This window comes from Clostridium muellerianum, from assembly GCF_012926525.1.
Classification (GTDB): domain Bacteria; phylum Bacillota; class Clostridia; order Clostridiales; family Clostridiaceae; genus Clostridium_AM; species Clostridium_AM muellerianum.
Map to the genome: position 1 here is coordinate 34,719 of NZ_JABBNI010000065.1, position 12,244 is coordinate 46,962.

Genomic DNA, 12,244 nt, shown 5'->3' on the forward strand with positions numbered 1-12,244 from the left:
TGTTATGGAAAACAGCGAGTTAGAAATAGAATTAAAAAAGGAAATAGAATTAACTTTAGAAAAAGAAAATCTAAAACAAATAATTTCAGAAATAAGAGATCAAACCTTAGATTTTATAGAAAAAAGGAAATATATTTCAAACTACATAATTAATTTTAGAAAAAAGAAGGTTGAAGAGTACAAGGATGACGAAGATGAAATAGTAAAGTATTTTGATCATGAGTTATTTGTTAAAGAAGAGGCATTTAAATTTATAGATAGGAAGCTTAGAGAACTTACTATACTTAGTGCTTCACCTTATTTTGGAAAGATAACTTTTGAAGATGAAGATGGTACTGAAAGTATATATATTGGAAGATTTGGTATGAGTAAAAATGATGATTATGAACCTCTTATAGTAGATTGGAGATCACCTATAAGCGCTTTGTTTTATACTGGAAGTTTAGGTGAAGCTTCATATAAAGCACCAATGGGCGAAGTGAAAGCCAATATACTTGCTAAAAGACAGTTTATTATAAGGAAAGCTAAGTTAATGGGATTATTTGATTCCAGTGTAGATGTTAAAGATGAAGTACTTCAAATGGTATTAAGTAAGAATGCAGGAGAAAAGTTAAAAGACATAGTAATGACTATACAAAAGGAACAGGATGAAATAATAAGACAGTCTAGGAATGGTGCAGTAATAGTGGATGGAGTAGCTGGTAGTGGTAAGACTACTGTAGCTCTTCATCGAGTTGCGTACCTTTTATATAACTATAGAAAGGTACTTCAGGATAAAGTTTTAATATTAGGACCAAATAGCATATTTATGGATTATATTTCTACAGTTTTGCCAAGTTTGGGTGAGATTGGTGTAAAGCAGTTTACTTTTAAAGAATTTGCTTTAGATCTTTTAAACTTAAATGACATAATGCAATTTAAAGAATATATGGAGAAAGTGTTAAATTGTGATAGAGATTTTATTGATGAAGTCACTTATAAAGGATCAACAAGATATATTAAAGATATTGATACCCTAATTGAAAAATTAGAATATAATTGTTTTGAAACAAGGCAGGTTAAATTTGATGATAAAGTTATATCCACTAAAGAAGAAATAGAAGAGATGTTTAATTTTCATTTTAAAAGCATGCCATTGTTTAGAAGAAGTAAAAAAATAAAAAGAATATTAATATCAAAAATAAAAGATCATAGAAATAATTTGGTTAGAAAACTAGAAAAAGAATATGAAGATAAAATAAAAAGTTTATCTAAAGAAGAATTATTAATTCAACAAAATAATTTAAGCTTTATAAGAAAAAATAAAATAAGGGAAATTATAAAACGTGTAATAGAAGTAAAAAATGAATTAAAATGGATAGATAGTCCTGATGTTGTTAATATATACAATCAATTTAATAATAATAAGCGATTTACTTATGATGATTTAGCTCCTATGCTATATTTAAAGATTAAACTTGAGGGATTAAAATATAAAAGTGAAATAAAGCATATTGTTATAGATGAGGCACAGGATTATTCAATGCTTCAATTTATTGTTTTAAAGGAATTAACAGGATGTAAATCATTTACTATAGTTGGTGACACTAATCAAAGGATAGTTCCTATAGAAGGTAAAGTTGCAATGCTTGAATTAAACATAGCATTTAATGATTTAGATATTTATAATTTTAAATTAAATAAGAGTTACAGAGCTACAAAGCAAATTATGGATTTTGCAAATAAGTATTTAAAAAGCAACAAAACCGTTCCTTTAGTAAGAAATGGTGAGAAAGTTTTGAAAAAACAGGTAAATAGCATAGATGAACTAGTGGACAAAATAGTTAATAATATTATAGAATTAAAGAAGAAAGAATACGAAAGTATAGCGGTAGTTTGTAGAGATTCAAACTCATCAGAAACTATAGGTAGACTTATAAAAGGTAAATTACATATTTCAGTATTGGATGAGGAGAATATAATTTACTCCGGGGGAGAAGTTATATTGCCATCTTATTTTGCTAAAGGGTTAGAATTTGATGCTGTTATATTAATAGATGATGAAAAATTTAATAATAAAGAGGACAAATTAAAATATGTAATGGCCACAAGAGCCTTACATGAATTATATGTATATAGAACTTCCTCGATAAAGTAAAAAAAGCTTTCAATATTTATTGAAAGCTTTTTTACAATATGTATTTAACATTTATACAGCTAGAATATAATTAGTTATATAAAAAAATATAAGAAAGGAATTGATTATTTAATGAATAAGAATTTAGAATTAATAAAAAAGGCTGAGAATAAGCATGATTTATATAGAGATGAAATAATCGAGTTACTTAAAGATGGCTACTGTAATGAGGAACTTTTTAAAGCAGCAGATAGAGTTAGAAAGGAATATGTAGGAGATGAAGTACATTTAAGAGGTCTTATAGAGTTTTCTAACATATGCAAGAGAAATTGCATGTACTGTGGGCTAAGGCGTTCTAATAAAAATGTAAAGCGATATAGGTTAACTCCGGACGAAATAATAGATCTAGCTAAAAAAGCAGTGGGATACGGTTATAAAACTGTAGTAATGCAATCTGGAGAAGATGAGTATTACACAGTAGAAAAGTTAAAGTATATAATTACAAACATAAAAAAGATGGATATAGCTATTACTTTAAGTATTGGAGAAAAAACTATGGAGGAGTACAAAGCATATAAGGAAGCAGGCGCAGATAGATACTTAATAAGAATAGAAACTACAGATAAAAAATTATATGAGGATATGGACCCTGGTATGAGTTATGAGGATAGAAAAAGGTGTTTAAAGGCTTTAGGAAGCCTGGGGTATGAAGTAGGAACGGGGTGTCTTGTAGGACTTCCAGGACAATCCATAGAATCGTTAGCGGATGATATTTTATTTTTTAAAGAAATAGGAGCTGATATGATAGGTTTAGGGCCATTTATTCCTAATGAGGATACACCTTTAGCTAAAGAAAAAGGTGGAGACTTTAACATGAGCCTAAAAGTTATGGCTATAATTAGATTACTTATGCCAGATACAAATATTCCTGCAACCACAGCTATGGAAACGATAAACAAGAATGGAAGGATCATAGCGCTTCAAAGTGGAGCCAATGTGGTTATGCCCAATATAACTGAAGGTGAGTATAGAAAATTATATGCATTATATCCGGGTAAAATATGTACTGGAGATACGCCTGATCATTGCAGAGGATGTATTACTGAAAAAATTAAGTCCATAGGCAGAACTGTTTCAGAATCAAAAGGCTTTAGAATACATAGATGTTCATAATTTTTAATTTGAAATTGGTAAAGAACAGTGCCAAATTTCTCTCTTAATGCATATTATGTTGTGAGTTTACTACTAAGGAGAGGATAAAAAAATGAATTTTTTTAAAAATAAAGATTATTTTTCAACAGGAATATTAACAAGGAAAGAAGCTACAAGTTATGTACGAATATCTCTAGTTAATCTTGGAGAGAATACAGAATTTGTAGATTATAAGGTTTATAATTGGAATGATGAAATTCCATTTGTTATAGAATCAAAAGTTGTTCAACTAGATTCTTATGAATCTAAAATTAATGATGTTAACATTGTATCTATGTGTTATGGAGATCGCTTGGATGCTAATCTTTATGAAGTAAGATTAAGTTTAATTCATAATAAAAGTGTTATTGCAAGCATATGTGAAATAGGAAATAGTAAAGTGTACAATGAAGGTAATACAATATTTCATAGTCAATTAAATCCTATTAAGTATAGATAATAGAAATTAAGTTTCTTATAGATAGAAATTTTTTAGTATCAGTGTGGGTTTGAATTAACAGGAAGGTTTATAAAATGTCCATATTGTGTATTCTACCCATCTGATACTTAAAAGTTATTGTTAAAAAGTAAATACCTCTTTGAAAAATTAAGGGATTTTTATATAGTTTTATTTTAATTATATGAAATGTATTTAATAGTTTTTTACAATTGAAATTAAATAATTAGTTATTTGCAAATATAAATTTGAAAGAAGTGAGGCAAATAGACAAATTAGTAAGTTTAATTATGCCAGTAGCTAATGATGAATATATAGAGGAAAGTATAAAAAGTATTTGTAAACAAACTTATAAAAAGTGGGAATTAATTATTTTAACTTGCAATTGTCAAAAAAAAGTAGAAGGGATAATAAATAAAATAAGTGAACCAAGGATAAAATATATCCCTTTTGAATATAAAATTGGTTTAATGGAAATTTTTAATGCTGGATTGAGTGTTGCAAAAGGTGAATATATAGCTAGACAAGATCCTGATGATATAAGTATGCCAAAACGTATTGAGCTTCAGCTAAATTATTTAGAAGAGCATAGAAATGTAGGAATGGTATCTTGTTGTATAAAATCATTTACTAATGAACGTATTTATAAAAATCTTTGTAGGAACATAAATAAAGTTCAAAATTTTTATAAGACTTGGAACTCTATTGATGACGCTGTAATAGGAGGACACATACCTATAATTTTTCCTACTCTTATGATAAGAAAAACTATTTTTAAAAATATTAATATTTTGGATAAGAAAATGGATTTTGAGGATTATGGCGAACTATTCCTAAACTTGCTAAAAGCAACTAGTGTAGAAAAACTCGGTAACATTTTGTATAAATATAGAAGACATAGTCAAGCTTATCATATTTTGAATAAAATTAAATATAAAGAATACACTAGAAATATTTTAAATAGCATTGATTTAAAAAATTGTATTATATACAGGGAATATCGTAGTGAGTTTATAAGTAGTAATATACAAAAGATTAAAGTAAATAAATCAAGTCATTTAAGAGTACTTATGATTGTTGATCGGCTTAATATTGGTGGTACAGAGACTTATGTTCTTAATGTAGTAAAAAATTTAATTAATATGGGAGTATATGTAATAGTAGCTAGTTTCGGAGGAATTTTGGAAGAATTATTTAGTTGTTATGGAATAAGTATTATTAGAATTTCAAATGATATACAGTCAAAAGTGGTTGAAGAAATAAAAGAGATTATAGATAAAGAGAGTATTAATTTAATACATTGTCATTTAGATAAAAGTATGGAAATTGGTAAGAAAGTTTATGAAAAATATGATATTCCATATATTATAACATTACATGGAGTATTTTATTCAAAAGAAATATTATTATCTACCTGCATAAAAGCTAAAGGTGTTATTGCTGTTAGTAATCCTATATGGAAGTTGTTTATGGAGAGTGTAGGAAATAGCTTTAAAGGAATTGCTAAGATAATTGCAAATGGTGTGGACACTGATATATTTAGTCCTAATTCACAGCGTACATCAATTAGAAAAGATTTAAATATCCATGAAAATGATTTTGTTATTGTGTATTGCAGTAGATTGAGTCTTGGAAAAGGATTTATAGTAGAGAAGCTTTTATTAAGTTTTAGGAAATTGTTATTTAATTATAATAATGTACATGTTATTATAATTGGTAGTGGTAATAGAAAATGTATTATTGAGGATATAGCTAATGATGTGAATTTAAGCTTTAACAGGGATATAGTTCACGTAGTTGGTGCAAGGTATGATGTATTATCATATTATTTAGAAAGTGATTTAGTTATTGGTACAGGAAGAGTCGCCTTAGAAGCATTAAGCTGTGGGAAACCAGTAATTGCAGCAGGAAACAAGGGATGCATAGGAATTGTAAGTCCTGAAAATAAAGATCAAATGTGGAATTCATATTTTGGAGATCATGAAGGTTCCTTAGAATATTATGAAGAGACAATTAATGAAGGTATAGAGAGTTTGATTAAAGATACTCAGAGAAGGTTAAAGTTAGGTAGGTGGAGTAGGGAGTGGTGCATTGAAAAATTTTACGATAAAACTCTTACAAGAGAAATTGTAAAATTATATAATAGCATTTTGAATTACACAAATAAAGAAAAATCGTCTTAATACTTTCAAATAAAAGTATTAAGACGATTTTTCTTTATTTGTAAATGACTAAGAGTTATTATATTTGAAAAATAATAATTTGTTTTTTAATATGCATTATAATAAAATATGATCTAAAAATGGAGTTAAAAGTCTTTCAGTGTACATTTTCTTGTATTTAGAAATTTTTTCCCTTATAGTTAATTGATTTGAATTAATATAAGATATAATGTTTAGTATATCTTGTTGTATTGATGTTGAATCTGTAGGCACTAACAATTTATCTAAATCCAAAGACTTCATAAAATCAAAACATTTAAATCTATAAGCTAAACAAACAAAAGGAATTTGTGCTGCAGTGCATAAAACGTTAGCATGAAGTTTGAAATTTATTGAAAATGCACATTTTCCTAAGATACTTAATAATTCTCCAGCTTCATATATATTTTTATCAAGTATAACATTAGAAGAGGAGTTTATCTTGTTATACAAACTTATGCTTGGTTCCAAATCTTTTCCCCAAAGTAGGTACATATAAATTTTATAACCTTGATTTAGGAGAATTTTACAGGTGGAAGCCAATTGATCTTCCACATCACTTTCATTTTTACCGTAAATTTTATTGTAGGAAGTACCCCAATTTAAACCAATAACTTTATCTTCATTTTTCCATTTTAAAATTGGAGAAAGGTTAGGCAATTCTTTAGGCTTTAACAATAGTCCAGGATCTCCTGAAATTTGTATCTTATTAGTATCTAAGTTTATTGATTTTAATAAAGCATAAGTTAGGGGACCTCTAACACCAACATAAGTTGATTTATTTATAATATCAAAGAGTTGAGTCTCTGTTTCATCATCAAATAGGTAAGAGGGAGCTTTAGCTTCCTCTATAACCTTTATAAAAAATTTATCAGCCCAATCATAACCGCTGCCCCATATAATAATCTGTTTTTTTTCTTTAACAGCTTTGTGAAGTATTTTGATATATCCCGGTAATATAAGAGAACCACCTCCTAATACTATGCAATCATAGGGCGATATATCAGTTATATTGATAGAAGGATTGGAAGGTACAATTTCATAGTCTTCCATACTTAAATATTCTTTACATAAAGCATTAAAAATTTCCCACATTAGTTCATCTCCTAGATTGTTAAAACCAAGCCATCCTAAATAGAATATTCTTTTCATACTACTCTATCCTCCATAAATAATATTTTTGTTATAGAAGACTTCCTTCATAGCTAATTTATACAATTTTATAATATTTTTAGTAGTCTCCTTAATATCGAATATATTTTTAGACCATTCATACCCATCAGAACCCACTGACTCTAAGGATTCTCTATTTTGGCAAATAGATTTTAAATCCTCATATAAAAAGTAGGCATTATTGTTTTTTATTGATTTATGGTCACCAAAATAGACTTTCCATGCTTCTTCAAAATTACCTTTATTTAAAAGACCAAAGTAACCTTGATTTCCAGTTGCAATTAATGGTTTTCCACAAGCAAGAGCTTCTAATGCAACTCTCCCTGTACCAACTACACAATCACAATTAGAATAGAAGTCAATCATATTAGTTGTTTCACCCATAAGATAAATAAATTTTTTGTTAAAGGATGAATTAATTCTATCTGCAGTGTTTTTAATATTGTTAAAACCAGGGCCGTTTCCAATTATGAAAGCATAAATATCAATATTTTCCCTATTCCTTAAATCTCTACATACTCTTATTACATTTTCACAAACAGCAACTTTACCCCATGCTAATCTACTAGCATATAAAACTACAAATGAATTTTTAGATATTTGAAATTTTTCACGAATATAAGTGGATTTTTTTGGATAAAAATTTTTAAAGTCAATACCATTTGGAATTACTATTGATTGAACATTGAATTCATGCAACCAGTCAAAAACAGGTTCACTTACACTTATTATTTTAGTACTATTGTTCAATTTTGTAGAGGCAATATCTTGGTAATATAAGCCATGAACTGTGAAAATGCAAGGAATATTTAATTCTTTAGCAACATCAATACATAAGGAGCCAGAAGGAGATTGGTGTGCGTGTATAATATTGACATTTTCTTTGATGATAATATTTTTTATTTTATTTTTGTATTTCAATGAATTGCTTTCCGATTTAATTATACTTAAAGGAAAATTCATATTATAAATATTACAGCCTAATTTCTCAAAATCCTCATACAATGCTCCTTTATCTGATAAGATAGCAACGTGAATTCCTAATCTTAAAAGTTCAGAGGCTAGAGTTAAAACGTGAGTTTCTGTTCCTCCAATATTCATACTGTCTAAAACTAGTAAAACTCGTATATTAGACAAATCTATATTTAAAGATTTTTCATCATAAAATTCATGTGAACGCTGCTCATCATGGATTCGATAGTAGTACAAAACATCAGATAAATTATCTACTCCAAAGGATAGAAGTTTTGTAATAAATTCATAGTCTTCAGCACCTTTAAGTTTTCTTGTAAGCCCGCCAAATTTATCAAATAGTTTTCCATAAAATAAAATAGTTCCATGGCTTACACAATGTCCACCTTCTGAATATAATTTTTTTATATTGTTTGCACCATACTTTAGCCAATTTTTAATAGGTTTAGGATTAAAGTTATCATTTTCAAATGTGGAATAATTAGTACCTACAATCTGAATTTCAGGATGCTTTTTTAAAAAATCAATTTGTTTTTCTATACGGTTCGGATGAGATAAGTCATCCGAATCTTGGCAAGCTATAAATTCTCCTTTAGAAAGAAAAAAACCAATACTAACAGCTCCAGCAAAACCAGAATTTCTTGGAAGTGAAATACAAGTTATAGAATTTTTTGATGAAAGGTTTTGTTCGTTCTTTTTAATCCAATTATTTATGATCTTCATACTATTATCTGTAGAAGCATCATCAACTATAATAATTTCAATATTTTTATAGGTTTGATTTTTAATACTGTCAAGACATTCGCTTACGTAGTCAGCATGATTATAATTTGTGATAATGATACTAACTAGGTCCTTTATTCTCGAGTATAACATAGGATTCACTCCTTTATTTAACTTTGGCCATTTTTAATAAATAGTTGAATATATATTAGATTATTTTCTAGTTATAGTGTTAAAAGTTTAATCTAGTTAGTTTTTTAAGGTGTTATTTTTTAAAGATATCTTATAGTAAAAATAATACTCTTCTAAAAAATTCAAGTAACATTTAAAAACTTATTACAGTTTTAAGTTTAGAAGAAATATTACAATATATTGTATTATTACATTTATATATTGTGACAAATTAAAGCATGAGGTTGTTATTGCTAAAAATGTACACGTATTAATATATATATTTAGGTGATATTTAAAGAAGAAACTGAAAAATAAATAAGTATGTAAGATTGAATGGGGATAATTATTAGAGAATATAGTGTTAAATATGTTAAAATAAATTTAGGAAACATTCAGTATATAAATTATGTGATATATTTGGAGGTAGTTTTAAGGGTGCTTAAAGATGAAAGATTTCAAAAAATTTTAGATATGTTTCAAAATGATAATATAATAAGGATATCTGATATAAAAGAAGTGTTAGATGTAACTGAAATGACAGTGAGAAGAGATCTAAAGGCTCTAGAAGAAAAAGGTCTTTTAACTAGAATACATGGAGGTGCAAAAAGGAAAGAAGAAATTTTATTTACAGAGTTATCTCATAATGAAAAGAGAAATATTAATGTGGAAGAAAAGAAATATATAGCTAAGTTAGCTGGTGGACTAATAGAAGAAAATGATATCATATATATAGGACCAGGAACTACTAATGAGATGATATATGATTATCTTACTGTTTCTTATGCCAAAGTTATAACTAATTCTATGTCTATATTTAATAAGTTTAAAAATGACAAACGGTTTGAACTTATACTTATAGGGGGAAGGTTTAGGCAACGTACAGACGTATTCATTGGAAATTTTACAAATGAGTTATTAGAAAAAATAAGAGTTAGGAAAGCTTTTGTAGGAGTAAACGGAATTTGTAATAATAATATAACTACTTCTAATGAAGAAGAGGGAGTTTGCCAGAGAATAATATTAGATAATGCATTAGAAAAATATATCTTATGCGATAGTAGTAAAATAGGTAAGGAAGATTTTTACACATTTTATGATTTAACAGAGGTTACTGCGGTAATAACAGATGATAAAATGGATACCAAAATAAAAGAAAGATATGAAAAAAATGTAAAAATAATCAATTCCTAATTCTAAAGTATTGTAAATAAGTTTTGTAGATTTATAAACTTATTTACAATATTTTTTTGAAAATAAAAAACAAAATGCAATATTTAAAAACATAACAGAACAAAAACAGTGCGTAAACCAAACAAAAAGTTACAAAATCTATTGACATTGCCATGCCACAATGATAAAATAACATCATAAAACAAAACCAAACATAAACGATAACGATAAATAAAGTTTGAATAGTAAATGATGAAAGTTTACAAAAATTACGGAGGTGAAAACAAATGAAAATAGCAATATGCAGTGATAAAAATTCAGTTAAGTTAAAAAATGTACTAAAGGAGTACATAAAAGAATTAGGACATAATGTTAAGGATTATTCGGATAATAATAGTTTAGAAGATTATTTAAATCAAATTGTAAACGTATCAAAGAAGGCTGCTCAAAAGGAATTTGACAGAGTGATCTTTATAGATGCTGTAGGAGGAAAGTCATTTATAATATCTTCTAAGGTTAAAGGAATGGTTACGGCTTGTGTTAGTGATGAACATTCAGCAAAAATGACAAGAGATCATAATGGATCTTTAGGAATAGCTATAGGGTCAGATTTGGTAGGAGAAGTTTTAGCTAAAAATTTAGTTAAAATATTTATTGAAAAAAATTTTTCAGCAGGAAGACATATGGTTAGAATAGATATGCTAAACAAAATGGCATAAAGGGGTGAAATGTAATGAAAAGAATAGCAATAGGCTGTGATCATATTGTTACTAATATAAAAAATGAATTACGCCAATGGTTAAGCGAAAAAGGTTATGATGTAGTAGATTTTGGAACATACAATAGTGAAAGAACACATTTTCCTATATTTGGAAAAAGGGTGGCTGAAGCATTACAAACAGGCGAATTTGATTATGGAGTAGTACTTTGTGGTACAGGTGTAGGAATAACTAATTCAGCAAATAAGGTAAAGGGTGCAAGATGTGTTTTAGCAAGAGATGTGCATACTGCACATGCAGCTAGAAGAGATTATGATGCCAACATAATTGGTGTTGGAGGAAGAATATCAGGTTTAGGATTGATTGAAAATATAATAGAAGAATTTTTATCAACAGAATTTAATGCTACAGAAGAAAATGTATTTGTTCGTGACTTTATGAATTCAATGATAGGTGAAAATGCTAATAAAGGAGAATATTTCGAAGAGGAAAGAAACAAATGGAAAGAGGGGTGCTATCATGATTAAAGAAGTTACCCAATTATTTAGAAAAGATTTAGTGTTTATAGAAGATGCGAAAGATAGTAGTGGCATTTTTACTAAAATAGGAAAAAAACTTTTGGAAAAAGGATTAGTCAATGAAGAATTTGTACAAGCAGTTATATCTAGAGAAAAGGACTATCCAACAGGTTTAGATTTGAGTGTGGTTGGTGAAGGAATACCAAATGTAGCTATACCACATACAGAAAGTGAATACTGTAAAGCTAAAAATGTAGTAGTTGTAAAATTAAATGATGAAATAGAGTTTAATAATATGATTTCACCAGATAATAAATTAAAGGTTAAATTCTTATTTATGATATTAAATAATGAAAAAGAAGCTCAATCTAACATATTGTCACATTTAATGGAATTTTTCACACAAAATGATAATGTAAAAAAGTTGTGTGAAATTAGTGATCCAGGGGAAATCTATAAGTATATAACAGAATAAAATATATTTAAAAATAAAACAAAAATGGAGGAGAGTATTATGATAAAAATATTAGCAGCTTGCGGAGCTGGTGTAAATTCAAGTCATCAAATTAAGTCAGCAATAGAGGAAGAAATGGCCAACAGAGGATATAGGGTAGAGGCAGATGCAGTAATGGTAAAGGATATCACAGAAGAAATGATATCGCAATATGATGTGTTCACACCTATATCAGAACCAGACCTAGGATATGAAATTAAGATCCCTGTAGTAGAAGCGGGGCCAATTCTTTACAGGATTCCATCAATGGCACAGCCAGTTTATGATGAGCTAGAAGAAGTAATAAAAAAGCTTAATAAGTAAGTAAAGGATTTCA

At 27.7% G+C, this 12,244-nt stretch carries 11 protein-coding genes; 9 read left to right on the forward strand and 2 right to left on the reverse strand.

Annotated features, from left to right (window positions below; all coding sequences use genetic code 11):
- The first annotated feature begins 4 nt into the window (after positions 1-4).
- From HBE96_RS22365 to HBE96_RS22380, 4 genes are all read left to right on the forward strand, one after another.
- Positions 5-2,137, forward strand: a complete 2,133-nt coding sequence (locus HBE96_RS22365; protein ID WP_169299916.1) for a HelD family protein — start codon at positions 5-7, stop codon at positions 2,135-2,137.
- A gap of 111 nt (positions 2,138-2,248) precedes the next feature.
- Positions 2,249-3,289 carry a [FeFe] hydrogenase H-cluster radical SAM maturase HydE gene (gene hydE, locus HBE96_RS22370; protein WP_169299917.1) on the forward strand — a complete coding sequence of 347 codons (1,041 nt, stop codon included), beginning with the start codon at positions 2,249-2,251 and terminating at the stop codon, positions 3,287-3,289.
- A 91-nt stretch (positions 3,290-3,380) separates the two neighbouring features.
- Complete coding sequence (locus HBE96_RS22375; protein ID WP_169299918.1) at positions 3,381-3,767, forward strand: hypothetical protein; 387 nt, start codon at positions 3,381-3,383, stop codon at positions 3,765-3,767.
- 254 nt (positions 3,768-4,021) lie between these two features.
- Positions 4,022-5,947, forward strand: coding sequence for a glycosyltransferase (locus tag HBE96_RS22380; protein WP_342590220.1), 1,926 nt, complete (start codon positions 4,022-4,024; stop codon positions 5,945-5,947).
- A gap of 96 nt (positions 5,948-6,043) precedes the next feature.
- Here HBE96_RS22380 and HBE96_RS22385 read toward each other — a convergent pair whose 3' ends face one another.
- Entirely contained in the window at positions 6,044-7,117 is a 1,074-nt protein-coding gene (locus tag HBE96_RS22385) for a polysaccharide pyruvyl transferase family protein (RefSeq protein WP_169299920.1), read from the reverse strand.
- Positions 7,118-7,123: 6 nt separating this feature from the next.
- On the reverse strand, positions 7,124-8,986 hold the full coding sequence (locus HBE96_RS22390) for a glycosyltransferase (protein ID WP_169299921.1): 1,863 nt from the start codon (positions 8,984-8,986) through the stop codon (positions 7,124-7,126).
- Positions 8,987-9,442: 456 nt separating this feature from the next.
- On the opposite strand from HBE96_RS22390, the gene HBE96_RS22395 reads away from it, so the two are divergent.
- The 5 genes from HBE96_RS22395 to HBE96_RS22415 all read left to right on the forward strand — a co-directional run bounded on the left by HBE96_RS22395 (position 9,443) and on the right by HBE96_RS22415 (position 12,231).
- The gene (locus HBE96_RS22395; RefSeq protein WP_169299922.1) at positions 9,443-10,198 is read left to right on the forward strand and encodes a DeoR family transcriptional regulator; all 756 of its coding nucleotides are present in this window, start codon (positions 9,443-9,445) and stop codon (positions 10,196-10,198) included.
- 266 nt (positions 10,199-10,464) lie between these two features.
- A complete protein-coding gene (locus HBE96_RS22400) occupies positions 10,465-10,896 on the forward strand; it encodes an RpiB/LacA/LacB family sugar-phosphate isomerase (protein WP_169299923.1) in 432 nt (143 codons plus the stop codon).
- Between the two features lie 14 nt (positions 10,897-10,910).
- The gene (locus HBE96_RS22405; RefSeq protein WP_169299924.1) at positions 10,911-11,423 is read left to right on the forward strand and encodes an RpiB/LacA/LacB family sugar-phosphate isomerase; all 513 of its coding nucleotides are present in this window, start codon (positions 10,911-10,913) and stop codon (positions 11,421-11,423) included.
- On the forward strand, positions 11,416-11,889 hold the full coding sequence (locus tag HBE96_RS22410; protein WP_169299925.1) for a PTS sugar transporter subunit IIA: 474 nt from the start codon (positions 11,416-11,418) through the stop codon (positions 11,887-11,889). Before HBE96_RS22405 ends, HBE96_RS22410 begins: the two co-directional genes overlap by 8 nt.
- Before the next feature lie 39 nt (positions 11,890-11,928).
- Complete coding sequence (locus tag HBE96_RS22415) at positions 11,929-12,231, forward strand: PTS sugar transporter subunit IIB (protein ID WP_169299926.1); 303 nt, start codon at positions 11,929-11,931, stop codon at positions 12,229-12,231.
- Positions 12,232-12,244: the final 13 nt, after the last annotated feature.